Genomic DNA, 16,136 nt, shown 5'->3' with positions numbered 1-16,136 from the left:
CCGAGAATCTCGGGACGAGCGGGCTCCGATTCAGAGATGGTCGGGTCAAGCCCGACCATGACGGCCATGGGGCCGCTCACACATGGATCGGCTTGTCGTGATGGTGGAAAGCCTTGAGCTTGCGGAACAGTTCCGTGTCGTAGTTCTCGGGCACTGTGGCTTCTCCGGTCACCCAGCTCAGCAGATCCCGGTCCAACACCTCGATCAGGCGCTCGAACTCGTCGAGCTCGGCATCGTCGAAGCCGGCGATGGCGTCATCGGCGAAGCGGCCCATGATCAGGTCCATCTCCCGCATGCCGCGATGCCAGGCGCGGAAGAGGATCTTGCGGCGGCGCGGGTCGAGATCGGCGCTGGAGCGGGTCGAGCCGGACATGGGAACCTCGGCAAGGAAAGGTCAGGTCCGAAAACCTGGGGGATGGCGCAATGACAAACGGGCCGGCCCGTCGCGGAGCCTGCCTGTGCGGGTTATATAACGACCTAACCCGGTGAAGTCAGCGGCCAAGCCACCGCGATCTTCGCGCTCCTGACAGTTTCGCGAGACATCTTGCGCCCTTCGATCCTCGATCCGCTCTTTGCTCCCGTCACGGCGCTCTCCGGCGTCGGGCCGAAACTCGGCAAGGTTCTGGACCGCTTTCTCGGCGATGAGACGCAGGCTGCGCGCGTGGTCGATCTGATGTTCCACCTGCCGACCGGTGCGGTAGACCGCAGGCCGAGCCCGACGATCGCGGACGCGCCGATCGGCGACATCGCGACCTTCACCGCCCGTGTCAGCGAGCATCGCGCCGCACCGGCCGGCAAGAAGGCGCCTTATCGCATCCTTGTCGAGGATGAGACCGGCGACGTCACCCTCGTCTTCTTCCACGCCGATTCCCGGCATCTGGCCCAGACCCTGCCGATCGGTGCCTACCGGATCATCTCGGGCACGCTCGAGCTCTGGGAAGGCATGCGCCAGATGGTGCATCCCGAGCGCATCCTCGATCCCAAACTCGCGGCCACCCTGCCCGCCTTCGAGCCGGTCTATCCGCTGACCGAAGGCATCGGCCAGCGCATGATGATGCGGACCGTGCAGGCCGCGGCGGAGCGCTGCCCGGAGATGCCGGAATGGCAGGATCCCGCTTTCCTTGCCAAGGGCGATTTCCCCTCGTTCCATCAGGCGATCGAAGCGCTGCACCATCCCGCCGATCGCAAGGCGGCCGAGGGCGACACCGTCGCGCGGCGCCGGATCGGCTATGACGAACTGCTGGCGAGCCAGATCGCGCTCGCCCTCGTGCGCCGCCAGCAGAAGAAGATCGCCGGACGCGCCACCACCGGCGATGGTGGCCTACGCTTCCGCATCCAGTCCGCCCTGCCCTTCGAGCTGACCGAGGGCCAGCGCGAGGCGATCGCCGATATCCATTCCGACATGGCCCGGCCCGAGAAGATGCTGCGCCTGCTCCAGGGCGATGTCGGCTCGGGCAAGACCGTGGTCGCGCTGATGGCGATGGCGGCGGCCGCCGAAGCCGGGCGGCAGTCGGTGCTGATGGCGCCGACCGAAATCCTCGCCCGCCAGCATGCCGAGAGGCTGGCGCCCCTGGCCGAGCAGGCTGGGCTGAAGCTCGCCTTGCTGACCGGACGCGAGAAGGGTGTCGGCCGCAAGCAGGTGCTCGCGGGGCTGGCGGATGGCTCGATCGACATCGCCGTCGGCACCCATGCGCTGTTCCAGGAGGGCGTCGCCTTCCATGATCTGGCTTTGGCCGTCGTCGACGAGCAGCACCGTTTCGGCGTGCACCAGCGCCTGCTGCTGGGGTCCAAGGGCGAGGCCGTCGACGTGCTGGTGATGACCGCGACGCCGATCCCGCGCACACTGGCGCTGACCTGGTTCGGCGACATGGACGTCTCGATCCTCGCCGAGAAGCCGGCCGGGCGGAAGCCAATCGTGACCCGCGCCATCTCCTCCGAGCGCTATGACGAGGTCGTCGGCGCCATCGGCCGGGCGGTCGAGAGCGGGGCGCAGGCCTATTGGGTCTGCCCACTGGTGCAGGAATCGGACACGCTCGACGTCGCCGCCGCACAGGAGCGTTACGAAGCGCTGCAGGAGATCTTCGGCGCCAAGGTCGGCCTGCTGCACGGACAGATGCCCGGCCGCGATAAGGACGCCGCCATGGCCGCCTTCGTCGCCGGGGAGACGCGCATTCTCGTCTCGACCACCGTCATCGAGGTCGGCGTCGACGTGCCCAATGCCAGCGTCATGGTGATCGAGCATGCCGAGCGCTTCGGCCTCGCGCAGTTGCACCAGTTGCGCGGACGCATCGGGCGCGGCTCGGCCGCCTCGACCTGCCTATTGCTCTACAAGGGGCCGCTCGGGCCGATCGCCGAGGCGCGGCTCACCATCATGCGCGAGACGGAGGACGGCTTCCGCATCGCCGAGGAGGATCTGCGGCTGCGCGGCGAAGGCGAGGTGCTCGGCACCAAGCAATCGGGTTCGCCGGACTGGCGCATCGCCCGCCCCGAGACCGATGGAGACCTTCTGGCAGCCGCCCGCGACGATGCACGGCTCCTGATCGAGCGCGATCCGCATCTGGAGACCCCGCGTGGGCAGGCGATCCGGGTTTTGCTCTACCTGTTCGAGCGCGATGTCGCGATCCGGCTGCTCAGGGCGGGATAGGCTTGGTCGTCATGCGCGGGCTTGACCCGAGCATCTCCTGACGCGGAGGCCCGGGAGCCTCCTTGTGAAAGAGATTCTCGGGTCGGCGCTTCGCTGCGCCCGAGAATGACGGGGTGGTTCTGCAGCAATCCTGATCAAGCGCGGCCGTCTTGCCTGCGCCATGGTGTCGGCGCTTCGTGGAGAGAGCATGGACCCGGTCAAGGCAGCCATCTGGTGCATCGAGAGCCGCTTTACCGCCGAGCTCACGCTCGACGAGATCGCTGAGGTCAGCGGCGTCTCGCGCTTCCATCTCAGCCGCGCCTTCGGCGTGGCGACCGGCCGCTCGGTGATGCGCTATGTGCGCGAGCGCCGACTGTCGGAGGCAGCACGCCAGCTTGCCGGTGGCGCGCCCGATATCCTCACGGTCGCGCTCGACTGGGGCTATGGCTCCCACGAAGCCTTCACCCGCGCCTTTCGTGAGCAGTTCGGCATCACGCCGGAAGAGCTGCGCGCCCGGCGCGACCTCTCATCGCTCGCTCTCGTGGAGTCGTTGAACATGCATGACATCACCCCTGCCCCCATCGCCGAACCGCGCATCGTCACCGGCAAGCCTATGCTGATCGCCGGGTTCAGCGGCCATTTCTCAATGGACAAGACGCAAGGCATCCCGCTGCTCTGGCAGAAGATCGCCCCGCATTTCGGCCATATCCCCGGCCAGCGCGGCTATGTCGCCTATGGTGCGAGCTATAACTGCGATGACAACGGCGCCTTCGACTATATCGCCGGGGCCGAGGTCTCATCCTTCGGCGGACTTCCGGACGAGTTCGTGCGGCTCAGCGTGCCGGAGCAGCTCTGCGCCGTCTTCGAGCATCGCGGCCATATCACCGGCATCAAGCAGACCTATGAGGCGATCTGGCGCGACTGGTTCCCGAAATCGGGGCGAGAGCCGGCGATGGGCGTCACTCTCGAGGTGATGGATGAGCGCTTCGACGGCGCGACCGGAAACGGCACTGTCGAGATCTGGGTGCCGCTCAAGCGGTGACCGGAGGTTTCGTTTCGATCTTCGGCTTGCCGTTCTGCTCTCCGGGCTGGATCAGCCCGGCGGACATGATGAGCTTGGCGCCGTCCTCGACCGAGATCGAGAGCTCCACCACCTCGCGCCGGGGCAGGTAAAAGAAAAAGCCCGTGGTCGGGTTCGGCGTGCAGGGCAGGAAGACGCCGATCTGTTCCTCGCCATCCGGCAGGCGCCCGGCGATGTCGGGCGCTGCCTCCTGCGCGATGAAGACGATCGACCACATGCCGGGCTGCGGAAACTGCACCATCCCCACCTTGCGGAAGGAGGTGCCCGACTGCGAGAAGATCGTCTCGAAAACCTGCTTCACGCCCTTGTAGAGGCTGCGCACCACCGGCATGCGGTCGAGGATCGCCTCGCCGGCGCGGATGAGCGAGCGGCCGACGAGATTGGCAGTGAGGAAGCCGAGCAGCGTCAGCCCGACCAGCGCGATGATGAGGCCGAAACCGGGTATCGGATAAGGCAGATAGGCGTCGGGCAGGTATGAGTTCGGGATGAGCGGCTTCACCAGCCCGTCGATGAAATTGATGAACCACCACGTCACCGAAGCGGTGATGGCGAGCGGCGCGGCGATGACGAGGCCGGTCAGGAAATAGCGGCGCAGCCGCGCGCCCCAGGTCGGGCGCAGGATTTCCGTCGGAAGAATGAGGCGGGGATCGGAAGGGCCGGCGGTCATCTCTCTCCCCTGGGCACCGGCGCGGCCTCCAGCCTGCTTGCAGACGCAGTCTCACGCCGCGATATGACAAGATAAGCGAGGCGGAGCTATCCGCTAGAGAATTTTCGAGCGGTTCGCGTAAAGAAAATGCGCCAAAACAAAGAGATAGACCATTTCCGCGATTCGGAGAAACGCGGAAATGCTCTGGCCCCGCGCTTCATGCAAGCAAGGACGAGGTCGTGAGCGACGACGATCAGCCGCAAAGCCGCTGGCCGCGGCCGCTTCTGTTTGCGGCCGGCTGGGTCTTCACGGCGCTCGGTATCGTCGGGCTGATGCTGCCGGTTATGCCCGGCACCGTTTTCCTGATTCTCGCGGCCTGGTGCTTCTCGCGCTCTTCGCCGCGGTTCGAGACCTGGCTGATCGGCCATCCGAAGCTCGGACCGCACGTCAAGCGCTGGCGAGAGACCGGCGCCATCGCCCGGCGGGCGAAATATGCCGCCTGTGGATCGATGGTGCTGAGCTTCGTGCTGCTGACGCAAACAAGCGCGCCGCCGATCGCGCTGGCGACGACGGCCATTTGCCTGATCGGTGCGGGCCTCTACGTCTCGACCCGCCCCGACCATTGATACCCGAACGCTGGCAGGATGCGGCATGCGCCGCACCCTCCACGTCACTCCACCGTGACGGACTTCGCCAGATTGCGGGGCTGGTCGACGTCCTTGCCCATGAAGACGGCCGTCTGATAGGCGATCATCTGGATCGGAAGGGCGTAGACGATCGGCGCGAAGGTCGGATCCATGTCGGGCATGATGATCGTCGCCTCGGGCTCGATGCCGCATTCGGCGGCGCCCTTTGCGTCGGTAATCAGGATGATGCGGCCGCCGCGCGCCGCGACCTCCTGCATGTTCGAGGCGGTCTTCTCGTAGAGAGCGTCATGCGGCGCGACGACGATGACCGGCATGTCCTCGTCGATCAGCGCGATAGGCCCATGCTTCAGCTCACCTGCGGGATAACCTTCCGCGTGGATATAGCTGATTTCCTTCAGTTTCAGGGCTCCCTCAAGCGCGAGCGGGAAGCTGGTGCCGCGGCCGAGATAGAGCACGTCCTTGGACTTGGAGAGCTCGCGCGCGAGCTTCTCGATCTCGGGCTCCAGCTCCAGCGCCTTGGCGATCAGACCGGGCAGCGCGATCAGGTGCTGCACATGGCCAGCCTCCTCCTCGGCCGAGAGCGTGCCGCGGGCACGAGCGGCAGCCAGCGCGAGCGAGGCGAAAACCGCGAGCTGGCAGACGAAGGCTTTGGTCGAGGCGACGCCGATCTCGGGGCCGGCGAGCGTCTGCGCGACCGCATCGCTCTCGCGCGCGATGGTCGAGGTCGGCACGTTGACGACCGAGAGGATGGCCTGCCCGTTCTGGCGGGCGTAGCGCAGCCCGGCCAGCGTGTCGGCGGTTTCGCCAGACTGCGAGATGAAGAGCGCGAGGCCGTGCTCCGGCAGCGGCGCCTCGCGGTAGCGGAACTCGGACGCGACATCGATCTCGACCGGCAGGCGGGCGAGCTTCTCGAACCAATATTTCGCGATGAGGCCGGCATAATAGGAGGTGCCGCAGGCGCTGATGGTCAGGCGCGAGAGGCCCTTCCAGTCGATCTTGTCGCCGAAGGGCAGGCGCACCGCGCCATTGGCCATGTCGAGATACTGCGTCAGCGTATGGCCAATGACCTCCGGCTGCTCGTAGATCTCCTTCGCCATGAAATGGCGGTGATTGCCCTTCTCGACCAGGAAGGCTCCGGCCGCGACGCGCTGGGCGCGGCGTTCCACCTCCGCGCCGGTCTTGTCGTAGAACGTCGCGCCGCGGCGGTTGAGCACGACCCAGTCGCCCTCCTCCAGATAGGCGATCAGATTGGTGAAGGGCGCCAGCGCCAGCGCGTCGGAGCCCAGATACATCTCGCCGTCGCCGATGCCGACCGCGAGCGGCGAGCCCTTGCGGGCGCCGATCAGCAGATCTTCCTGGCCGTGGAACAGGAAGGCGAGCGCGAAGGCCCCGTGCAGGAGCGGCAGGCTCGCGCGGACCGCATCGGCCGGAGACTTGCCGCGATCGAGCTCGCGGGTCACGAGATGGGCGACGATCTCGCTGTCGGTCTCCGTCTCGAAGACGTAGCCGTCGGCCTGCAGCGCGGCGCGCAGCTCGCGGAAGTTCTCGATGATGCCGTTATGGACGACGGCGAGCTTCGCTGTAGCGTGCGGATGGGCGTTGGTCTCGTTGGGCTTGCCATGGGTGGCCCAGCGGGTGTGACCGATGCCGATCAACCCGTCGAGCGGCTCGGTCGACAGGCGGACCTCGAGATTCCTGAGCTTGCCCTCGGCGCGGCGACGGGCGAGCTGACCGGCTTCCAGCGTCGCGACACCCGCGGAATCATAGCCGCGATATTCGAGTCGCCGCAGCGCCTCGACGATCTGCGTCGCTACCGCTTCCTTGCCCAAAATCCCGACGATGCCGCACATGGGCGAACCCTTCGAATAGTTGCTGCTGGCGATACCGCTTAGCTGCAGAAGAAGCGGTTGCCCAATCAATCTAAATGACGAACTGTGAACGGCCGTTCGCCAGCTTCTCTCGGAATTCCGACTATTCCGCGGCCTTCTTGGCAGCTTTCCGCGCCATTGCTTCCGCGCGGAACGTTTTCGCCCAGCCCTCTTTCTCGACCTGCCGGCCGCGGCCGATGGCCAGCGCATCCGGGGCAACGTCTCTGGTGATGACCGAGCCGGAGCCGATATAGGCACCCTCGCCGATCGCCACCGGCGCAACCAGCGAGGAGTTCGAGCCGATAAAGGCATTCGCGCCGATCGTCGTCTTCGATTTGGCGAAGCCGTCATAGTTGCAGGTGATCGCGCCGGCGCCGATGTTGGCGGCTGCGCCGATCGTCGCATCCCCGATATAAGTCAGATGGTTCACCTTGGCGCCCGGGCCGATATCCGACGCCTTCACCTCGACGAAGTTGCCGACCTTTGACCTCTCGGCAAGCCTCGCGCCCGGCCGCAGCCGGGCGAAGGGGCCGACATTCGCCCCCTGGCCTATGGAAGCGCCTTCGAGATACGAGAAGGCGTGGATCAAGGCAGCGTCGGCGACGCGCACGCCCGGTCCGAAGATCACATTGGGCTCGATCACGACGTCGCGGCCGATTTCGGTATCGAAGCTGAAGAAGACCGTCTCCGGGGCGATTAGCGTCGCGCCGCCGAGCATGACCGCGTTGCGCGTGCGCCGCTGGAATTCCGCTTCCGCCGCAGCCAGCTGCGCCCGGTCGTTGACACCCTGGACTTCGCTTTCCGGTGCCCTCAGGACGACGGCGTCCAACCCACGCGACCGCGCGATTGCGACCGCGTCCGTCAGGTAGAATTCCCGCTGGCCGTTTTCGTCGTCGATCGCTTCGAGAATCGCCAGGGCGTGCTCGCCGGCGAGCGCCATGAGGCCGGCGTTGCACAGTTTGATCTTCCGCTGCGCCGATGTGGCATCCTTGTGCTCGACGATCGCCTCGAGGTGGCCATCATGCTCGACGAGCCGGCCGTAGCCGGCCGGGTCGCGTGCCTCGAAGCCGAGGACGGCGACCGCCGCTCCGCCGGCAAGCGCCCCGCGCAGCGCCAGGAATGTTTCCGGCCGGACGAGCGGCGTGTCGGCGAAGGCCACCAGGATTTCTCCGTGGCCGTCCTTCAAGGCTTCCTTGGCCGCCAGCACGGCGTGGGCGGTTCCGCGCCGCTCGTGCTGCGTCGCGATCCGCGCCGCGGGAAGGAGCTTCAAAGCCTCCTCGCCGACCTCGGGACGCTCGGATGAGATCACGACGGCAACGGCGTCCGCGCCGGCCTGCGAGACCGAGGACAGGACATGGCCCAGCATGGAAAGACCGGCAACGGGATGAAGCACCTTCGGGGTGCGCGATTGCATGCGGGTGCCTTCGCCGGCCGCCAGAACGATCGCAAGGCAAGAGCGAGCCGGCTGTATTTCGGTCATCTTTGTCGTTTCCCCTGCGGGCATGACTGGATTTCTGCCCGCTCCTCACGGTCGCTTTCGCGCATGCTGGCGTTGCAGGCGGCGTGGATAGCCGATCCCTGCGGCTTTTGCCAAAGTCGAAATGGCAAAATGAGGGCGTCCCGAAGACGGCCGCCGTTCATCCGCCGTTACAAGTCGTTCTGGGATACCCTCTCCAGCGGGTGCGATCACCACTAATTTCCTGATCGGAGCCGCTTTTCAGCCGAACTGGAAATGATCTAGAAGCGCGGAGGACGAGGGCGTCGTCCGCGCAGTTTGGAAAAGATGTCGAATCCCTTGAATCGCAGACAGTTTCTGGAGGGCGCGGCTGGTGGGGCGGCCCTGCTGTCTCTCGCCGCGCCGGCTGCGGCCCAGACGCCGGCAGGCGCGGCCGCCCTTAACATTCCCGCTCTCGCCGATGGACAGCGTTTCGACCCGGCCCTGGTGGTCGATGCCGCCCGCACCTTGGCACAGCGTCCGTTGATCCCGCTTGGAGCGTCCGACCTTCCCGAAGGTTATGCGACGCTTCCGGCCGACCAGTTCGCCGGGATTCGCACGCGTCCCGAGGCGACGATCTGGGCCGGTGAGAATCGCGGCTTCACCGTCGAGCCACTGCATCGCGGCTTTGTGTTCTCCAACCCCGTCAGCCTGTTCACGGTCGAGGACGGCACCGTGCGCCGCGTCGGCTTCGATCGCGCCAAGTTCGACTATGGCCGCGTCACACCTCCCCCGGCCAATGCCGATTTGCAATTCTCCGGCATGCGGATCGCGGCCGGGCTCGAGCGGCCGTTCGAGGTCGCGATCTTCCAGGGTGCCACCTTCTTCAGAGCGCTCGCCCGCGGCCAGAATTTCGGCGCGATGTCGCGCGCGCTCATCCTGCGGCCGGGCGAGCAGCGCGGCGAGGAGTTGCCGTTCTTCCGCGCCTTCTGGATCGAGCGGCCGAGCCCGGCCACCGGCTCGCTGGTGATCCACGGACTGCTCGATTCGGAGAGCGTGACCGGCGCGGCGCGGATGACGCTGCGCCCGGGCGACGTGACCTTCATTGATGTCGAGATGACCCTGTTCGCTCGGCAGGCACTAGAGCATGTCGGCTTCGGCTGCACGAGCGCGACTTTCCTCTCCGGCCCGCAAAGCCGGCGCACTTTCGACGACCTCAGGCCGTCGATCGGGGAGGTTTCCGGCGTTCAGATGCAGTCGGGCGGCGGTGAATGGATCTACCGGCCGGTGAGCAACCCCGCGACATTGCAGGTCTCTTCCTTTGTCGACGAAAACCCCAAGGGCTTCGGCCTGGTGCAGCGCGAGCGGGATCCCACCGCGTTCCAAGACGACGACCAGCGCTTCGAGCTCAGGCCCAGCGTCTGGAACGAACCTCTCGGCGACTGGGGCGCAGGCTCCGTCCAGCTGATCGAGATCCCCAGCGACTCCGAGCTGAACAAGAACATCATCATGTACTGGCGGCCCAAGCAGCCGCTGGCTGCCGGCAGCGAAACCTCGATCAGCTATCGACAGGCCTGGTGCTGGCAGCCGCCCGACCGGCCGCCGCTTGCGATCGCGACCCGCACCCGGCAGGGCAAGGGCTCGCAGGGTCGCCGCCGCCGCTTCATCGTCGAATTCGCCGGCGACAAGCTCGGCGATGCCGGATTGATCGCCTCGACGCGGGCAACCGTGACCGCGCAGCCCGGCGCGGTGCATGGCGTCCGGCTCTGGCCCTATCCGGAGCGCAAGATGATGCGCGTCGGGTTCGAGGTCGATCCGGGCACCGAAGCGCTCTCCGAGCTCAGGCTCGTCCTGCAATCCGGCGGCCAGCCCGTCTCGGAAACATGGTTGAATCGATGGACGTGGTAACCGCGCCCCGCCAGGAGATCGCGGAAACCGAGGCGCGCAGCTTCAACCCCGCCCGCGAACCTGCCACTCCGCCCGAAGACCGGCTGATCATGCCGGTTCAGTCCTTCCGGAGCTGGAGCGCCTCCGAACGGCGCAAGCCCGCGGCGCCGGCCAACTGGAAGACGCCCTGGCTGAAGCGCCTGTTCGTCTTCGGCGGCGGCTTCGCGCTCACGGCCTATGGCGCCTGGGAGATGTACAACGTCGTGTCGGTCAGCCGCACGACGTCGTTGCAGTACGCCTTGCTCGTGCTGTTCACGATCAACTTTTCCTGGATCGCCCTCGCCTTCACCAGCGCCCTGCTCGGCTTCTTCGGCGTGCTCTTCGGCGCCGGTCGTGCGGAGCGGGCGGACAGCCTGAAGCATCGCACCGTGGTGGTGATGCCGATCTACAACGAATCATCGGCGCGCATCTTCGCGGCGGTGGCCGCCATCCGCGAGTCGGTCGAGGCCACCGGGCTCGGCGACCATTTCGACTACTTCATCGTCTCCGACACGACCAATCCGGATGTCTGGGTGGCCGAGGAGCGCGCCTTCCTGGCATTGCGTGAGCGGATCGGGCCCAATTCCCGCATCTATTACCGCCACCGCCCGAAGAACCATCACCGTAAGGCCGGCAACATCGCGGATTTCGTCACGCGTTGGGGCGGCCTCTACGAGCACATGGTCGTGCTCGATGCCGACAGCCTGATGACCGGCACCTGCATCGTGCGGCTTGCCGCCGCGATGGAGGCCGACCCCGACGCCGGCATCATCCAGTCGCTGCCGCTGATCATCAACCGCAACACCTTCTTCGCGCGGCTGCAGCAGTTCGCGGCGCGTGTCTATGGCCCCGTCATCGCCACCGGCCTCGCCATGTGGTCCGGACGCGACGGCAATTACTGGGGCCACAACGCCATTATCCGGACGAAGGCCTTCGCCGACCATTGCGGCCTGCCCGATCTCAAGGGCAAGCCGCCCTTCGGCGGCCATGTGCTGAGCCATGACTTCGTCGAGGCAGCGCTGATCCGCCGTGCCGGCTGGTCTGTCTACATGCTGCCGGACCTGACGGGCTCTTACGAGGAAAGCCCGCCCTCGCTGATCGACATCTCCGTCCGCGACCGGCGCTGGTGCCAGGGCAACCTTCAGCATTCGCGTATCATGGGTGCGAAGGGCTTCGTGGCGCCGACGCGCCAACATTTCGCCACCGGCATCATGGGCTATCTCGCCTCGCCGCTCTGGCTGATGCAGCTCGTCGTCGGTATCCTGATCGTGCTGCAGGTCAACTACGCCAGGCCCGAGTACTTCACGCAGGAATTCACGCTCTTCCCGGTCTGGCCGCGGTTCGACCCCGAACGCGCCTTGCGCCTGTTCGCGCTGACCATGGCGATCCTGCTGGCGCCCAAGCTGTTCGGCCTGCTGCTGACGCTGTTCAACAACAAGCTGCGGCGTGCCGGCGGCGGCGCGATCCGCCTCGTGGTCTCCGCCCTGATCGAGGTGCTGTTCTCCGCCTTCTTCGCGCCGATCATGATGCTGATCCAGTCCGGCTCGGTCTTCCAGATCCTGCTCGGCCGCGACACGGGCTGGAATCCGCAGCGCCGCGACGACGGCTCGATTCCGCTGAAGGACATCATCCGCCGCCACCGCACCCATACGGTGCTCGGCGTCGTGACAGGCCTGTCGGCCTTCATGATCGCGACCTCGCTCTTCGCCTGGATGTCGCCGACGATCGTCGGCCTCGTGCTGGCGATTCCGCTGTCCTGGGCCTCCGGCCAGCTCGCGATCGGCCTATGGCTCAAGCGCCACAAGCTGCTGATGACGCCGGAGGAAGGCGCTCCTCCGGCCATCGCGCTGCGCGCCAACGAATTGCAGGCCGAGTTCGAGAAGGCCGGCTTCGACGATGCCGATGGCATCAAGGCGCTTCACGCCGATGCCGAGCTGCGTCACGCCCATGAGCTGATGCTGCCCTATGGCCAGTCACGCCGGCGCGGCGAGATCGAGCCGGACCGTGCCGTCGCCCAGGCCAAGCTCGTCGATGCCGAGACGGTCGACGATGCGGCGATCTGGCTCAAGCCGAAGGAGCGCATGGTCGTGCTGCACGATCGCGCGCTGATCGGGCTCCTGGCCTCGCTGCCGCCGGTCGAGGTCAAGAGCTGAGTCAGCCCCTATCGCGTGAAGGGGCTGACGCCCGGCAGCGTGGCGGCAGGCTCAGATCTGCTCGAAGGCGATCATGCAGCCCATGGCATCCTCTGCCTGGACGAAGAGCCGTTCCTCGTTCTGCACGAAGGGAATCTCGGCCGCGGTCAGGCGCTCCGCCATCGCATCGAGGCTCGGCACCGCGACGCAGAAACCGAGGAACCGGGCCGGCGTGGTGTCCGGCTCGACCTGATAGGCGCCAAGAGCAGCTTCGGGATCGAGCACGTCGATGCGGCCGCGCGGCAGAGCGAGAACATAGTCCTCATTGCCTTCCAGCACCTCGGCGCCACCGCTGAAGGTGGTGAGGAAGGCCCTGTGCAGCGCCGGTTCCTCAGCGACGATCACGGCCGAGGTCAGGGCTGTCGCGCCATTCTCATGTTGCTGGAAATCCGGGTTCCAGAAGTTCTGCGGCTCGAGCTGCTGACAGACGAAGAAGCCGCATTCAGGCGCGCGGGAATCGGCTGCAAAGGCGAGTTCGAAGGCGACCCGCACAGTGGAACCGTCCGGCCGCGTGCCCTGACGCTCGAAGAAGAAAGGCTCGAAATCTCCGATTCCGGCAGCCTGGAACGTGGCCGCGTCGGCCTTGGCATTGGTGCTTTCCAGCACCAGCATCGAGAGCCCCTCCCCCTGCCCGGCCAGCGCATCGCGAACGAAGGCGCCGAAGGAGAAGCGGCGTTCGCCATGCGGCGGGATCGCGCTCTGGTCGGCGATGGTGACGAGTTCAAGGAACGAGCCCGGGAACTGCACGATTCGGTTCTCGGTGCCCCAAGGGTGGCGATTGCGGGTACCGACGCGGAAGCCGAGCTTCTCGTAGAAGCGCCATGCGGCATCGAGATCGCGCACGCCGATGACGAGATGGTCGAGGCCGCGGGGCGTGGAGGCTGTGGCAGGCATGGCAGGCTCTTTCGACAGGCGTCAGGAACCCAAGGCTAGCAACACTTCACGGCGCGGTCATGTGCCTGCCGCGCTTATGGCTCGATGAAGTGCGGCAGGAAGCGCGAGGTATTCCTGGTGATCGGCGAGGCATCCTCGCGCAGGCAAAGCCCGCAGGGCTGCGAGGCGACGAGCCAGGAGCCGAGAACGGCGTAGTTTCCGTCGGCCGAGAACAGGTTGCTCGCCGCATCCTGCAGGATATGACCCTCCGCGCCATAGGGGCCGTCATCGCTGTCGAGCACCCGGTCGCGTTCCATCAGCGTGATGTTGGCGCCCTCGCGCGAATAGAGCGGCTTGCGCACGCGGCGCGTCGACAGCGTCGCACAGCGCGGATCGCCCTCGAAGAAGGCCGGCAGCAAATTGGGATGGCCGGGCTCCATCTCCCAGAGACAGGCGAGCAGCCCCTTGTTGGAGAGCAGCGCCTTCCAGGGCGGCTCGACTAATTGACATTGCGACCCGGCGAGCGCCCCGCCGTAGCTCTCGCGAAACAGCCATTCCCAGGGATAGAGCTTGAACAGCGTCTCGATCGGCTGGTTGGAGCCGTCGCAGAAACGCCCATCCGAGAGCAGGCCGATCTCCTCGATATAGGTGAAGCGCGCATCGAGACGGGCCTGGACGGCGCAGTCGGTCAGGTAGTCGACCGTGCCCTTGTCCTCGGCACTGCCCTGCACGCAGGTCAAATGCAGGCGGTAGGGAGAAGGCTCGCGCAACGCCGCGAAGGCGGCTATCAGGCGCTCGTGCAGCGAATTGAACTGGTCGGAGCCCTTCGGGATCGCGCCGCGCCCCATCGCCTGCTCCAGCCAGTCCCATTGCACGACGCTCGATTCGAACAGCGCCGTCGGCGTATCGGCGTTGTATTCGAGCAGTTTGGCAGGCCCATGCCCGTCATAGGCGAGGTCGAGCCGGCCATAGAGATTGCGCTCGCCGCGCTGCCAGCTCCGGCGGATATAGTCCCAATGCTCGGCTGGGATAGCGAGGCGGCCCAGGATTTCCTCGCTCGCCAATGCCTTCTCGATGAAGGCGAAGCACAGCTGCTCGATCGCTTCGGTCGGCGCCTCGATGTCCCGCTCGATCTCGTCGAGCCTAAAGGCGTAGGCAGCGCTTTCATCCCAATAGGTCTCGCCGTCGATGGTGTGGAAGGCGAAGCCCAGACGCTCGACCTGATCGGTCCAGTCCGGGCGTGGCGGGAGGGTGACGCGGCGCATCTCAGGACGAGGAATGCGAGGAATAGGAGCGCGCGATCGAACCGAAGCCGCCGCGGGAGGAGACACTGGTCGTTGCGGCGCTGCCACTCCGCGCACCCGTCGCAAAGGCTGCGGTGACGCCGCGTCCGCTTGTCGTCGAATAGGCCCGCGAACGGCTGCTGCTGGACGAACTGCTCCCGCCGGAGGAGCCCGATGACGAGCTGCCGCTGCGCGCTTGCTGGCATTCCGGCAGCGGCGATCCCGGCGGGCAAGCTGCGGTGGTGGGCGGCAGCAGCGGCTGCGCGCCGGCCAGGCCGCGCGCCAGCATGAAGCCGGCGAGTGCAGGGATGAAATACTGCGCTCCGCCGATGCTTGCCGAGCTGCAGCCATTGGCGCCGTATTGCGCCTCGCATTCGTTCTGATTGCGGAACTTCGGCGCATCCTTGAGCCGCGTGGCCGTCGCTTCGGCGAAGGCCGTTTCGCATTGCTGGGCGCTGAGTTGACCGCTCGCGCGGCAGTCGCTCAGATTGTTGTAGACGAGGTTCTCCTCGCTCTCGTCCCCTGTCATCGACCAGACCGTGGCGACGAGGAGGACACCGGCAGCAGCGAGCCCGATTTGAGACGAGCGCTTCATGGCCGCCTCATTCCGTCATGCTGGCCGCGGCCAGCGTTCCGGACACGACGGCGATGACCGCGAGCATCACGGCCGACGGCAACCCGTCCTCCTCGATCTTCCGCGACAGCTCGGGGATCAGGAGGCGCGCGAGACCATAGGCCGCGAACTGGATGATCATCGCCGCGACCGCCCAGAGGATACAGTCGGGAATGCTGCTCGCCTGGGAGATTGCCTGCTCCAGCGGCAAGGAGAAGCCGACGACATTGCCGCCGAGCGCAACCGCCGCCGAGAGATTGCCATCACGGATCAGGGCGATCTCGTCATGCGGCGTCATGCGCAGATAGAGCCCCGCAAAGGCGGCGATCAGCGCCGCGCCAACGGCGAAATAGAGGAGGAACGCGGGCAGGCCCGCCATGGAGATCGTCATGCCACCCTGCCCGATGCCCGCCCGATGGCCACTATATACCTACGGTTGCCGCGCGCCGCCAATACTATCCGAAAAACTGCGTCAGCCGTCATTCGAAGGGAGGATGAACCGCATGGCGATCCGGGAGAGGCGCTGCAGTTGCGGCCAGTTGCGCGTCGCTTGTCAGGGAGAACCGGCCATCGTCGCGCTCTGTCATTGCCGCGAGTGCCAGATGCGAACAGGCAGCGCCTACGGGGTCGCGGCATTGTTTGCTCGCGAGGCCATCGTCACTTCAGGCGGCCATGCCGATTATAACCGGCCAGCCGATAGCGGCCTTCGCGTCCCGAACCATTTCTGTCCGCGCTGCGGGAGCACGGTCTTCTGGGAGTCGTCGCGAAGGCCGGAGTTGAGAGTGGTGGCGGTCGTGGCGTTCGCCGACCCCGATTCCCGGCCCCGCCGGCGGGTCTTCTTCGAGCAGCACCGTCACCCTGGGCGACGGTGATTCCGGAAAAGCAGATCGCCACGTGCCCTTGCGGACAGCGAGTGTCGGCTCTTTGCCGACACTCCTTGCGCCCTAGC

At 66.3% G+C, this 16,136-nt stretch carries 14 protein-coding genes; 6 read left to right on the top strand and 8 right to left on the bottom strand.

Annotated elements, in window-relative coordinates:
• Window positions 1-76: 76 nt before the first annotated feature.
• A complete protein-coding gene (locus tag AB4Z16_RS21075) occupies window positions 77-373 on the bottom strand; it encodes an FAD assembly factor SdhE (protein WP_441513305.1) in 297 nt (98 codons plus the stop codon).
• Window positions 374-544: 171 nt separating this feature from the next.
• Here AB4Z16_RS21075 and recG point away from each other — a divergent pair, with 171 nt between their 5' ends.
• Complete coding sequence (gene recG / locus AB4Z16_RS21070; protein ID WP_441513304.1) at window positions 545-2,644, top strand: ATP-dependent DNA helicase RecG; 2,100 nt, start codon at window positions 545-547, stop codon at window positions 2,642-2,644.
• A 187-nt stretch (window positions 2,645-2,831) separates the two neighbouring features.
• Window positions 2,832-3,665, top strand: a complete 834-nt coding sequence (locus tag AB4Z16_RS21065; protein ID WP_441513303.1) for an AraC family transcriptional regulator — start codon at window positions 2,832-2,834, stop codon at window positions 3,663-3,665.
• On the opposite strand, the gene AB4Z16_RS21060 is transcribed toward AB4Z16_RS21065, so the two are convergent.
• On the bottom strand, window positions 3,655-4,371 hold the full coding sequence (locus AB4Z16_RS21060) for a DUF502 domain-containing protein (RefSeq protein WP_441513302.1): 717 nt from the start codon (window positions 4,369-4,371) through the stop codon (window positions 3,655-3,657). The two genes, AB4Z16_RS21065 and AB4Z16_RS21060, sit on opposite strands and share 11 nt — an antisense overlap.
• A gap of 218 nt (window positions 4,372-4,589) precedes the next feature.
• Between AB4Z16_RS21060 and AB4Z16_RS21055 the strand changes: the two genes are divergently transcribed.
• Entirely contained in the window at window positions 4,590-4,976 is a 387-nt protein-coding gene (locus AB4Z16_RS21055) for a YbaN family protein (RefSeq protein ID WP_441513301.1), read from the top strand.
• 44 nt (window positions 4,977-5,020) lie between these two features.
• Here AB4Z16_RS21055 and glmS read toward each other — a convergent pair whose 3' ends face one another.
• Both glmS and glmU read right to left on the bottom strand, forming a co-directional pair.
• Window positions 5,021-6,847, bottom strand: coding sequence for a glutamine--fructose-6-phosphate transaminase (isomerizing) (glmS, locus tag AB4Z16_RS21050; protein WP_441513300.1), 1,827 nt, complete (start codon window positions 6,845-6,847; stop codon window positions 5,021-5,023).
• Window positions 6,848-6,968: 121 nt separating this feature from the next.
• The gene (glmU, locus tag AB4Z16_RS21045; protein ID WP_441513299.1) at window positions 6,969-8,345 is read right to left on the bottom strand and encodes a bifunctional UDP-N-acetylglucosamine diphosphorylase/glucosamine-1-phosphate N-acetyltransferase GlmU; all 1,377 of its coding nucleotides are present in this window, start codon (window positions 8,343-8,345) and stop codon (window positions 6,969-6,971) included.
• Between the two features lie 315 nt (window positions 8,346-8,660).
• On the opposite strand from glmU, the gene AB4Z16_RS21040 reads away from it, so the two are divergent.
• Complete coding sequence (locus tag AB4Z16_RS21040) at window positions 8,661-10,208, top strand: OpgD/OpgG family glucan biosynthesis protein (protein WP_441513298.1); 1,548 nt, start codon at window positions 8,661-8,663, stop codon at window positions 10,206-10,208.
• Window positions 10,196-12,379, top strand: coding sequence for a glucans biosynthesis glucosyltransferase MdoH (gene mdoH / locus AB4Z16_RS21035; protein WP_441513297.1), 2,184 nt, complete (start codon window positions 10,196-10,198; stop codon window positions 12,377-12,379). Before AB4Z16_RS21040 ends, mdoH begins: the two co-directional genes overlap by 13 nt.
• 51 nt (window positions 12,380-12,430) lie before the next feature.
• Here the strand turns inward: mdoH and AB4Z16_RS21030 are convergent, their stop codons facing one another.
• From AB4Z16_RS21030 to AB4Z16_RS21015, 4 genes are all read right to left on the bottom strand, one after another.
• Window positions 12,431-13,312 (bottom strand): VOC family protein, encoded by an 882-nt coding sequence (locus tag AB4Z16_RS21030; protein WP_441513296.1) that lies wholly within the window; start codon window positions 13,310-13,312, stop codon window positions 12,431-12,433.
• Window positions 13,313-13,386: 74 nt separating this feature from the next.
• On the bottom strand, window positions 13,387-14,556 hold the full coding sequence (locus AB4Z16_RS21025; protein ID WP_441513295.1) for a glutathionylspermidine synthase family protein: 1,170 nt from the start codon (window positions 14,554-14,556) through the stop codon (window positions 13,387-13,389).
• Between the two features lies 1 nt (window position 14,557).
• Window positions 14,558-15,169: a DUF1190 domain-containing protein gene (locus AB4Z16_RS21020; RefSeq protein ID WP_441513294.1), complete on the bottom strand. Its 612-nt coding sequence runs from the start codon at window positions 15,167-15,169 to the stop codon at window positions 14,558-14,560.
• A 7-nt stretch (window positions 15,170-15,176) separates the two neighbouring features.
• Complete coding sequence (locus AB4Z16_RS21015; RefSeq protein ID WP_441513293.1) at window positions 15,177-15,578, bottom strand: DUF350 domain-containing protein; 402 nt, start codon at window positions 15,576-15,578, stop codon at window positions 15,177-15,179.
• Here AB4Z16_RS21015 and AB4Z16_RS21010 point away from each other — a divergent pair.
• On the top strand, window positions 15,565-16,059 hold the full coding sequence (locus tag AB4Z16_RS21010) for a GFA family protein (RefSeq protein WP_441513292.1): 495 nt from the start codon (window positions 15,565-15,567) through the stop codon (window positions 16,057-16,059). The genes AB4Z16_RS21015 and AB4Z16_RS21010 overlap by 14 nt on opposite strands.
• Window positions 16,060-16,136 lie beyond the last annotated feature (77 nt).

The organism is Allobosea sp. TAF32 (assembly GCF_052113585.1).
Lineage (GTDB): Bacteria > Pseudomonadota > Alphaproteobacteria > Rhizobiales > Beijerinckiaceae > Allobosea.
The sequence above is the reverse complement of the archived record's forward strand: the minus strand, read 5'-3'. Positions and strand labels throughout refer to the sequence as shown.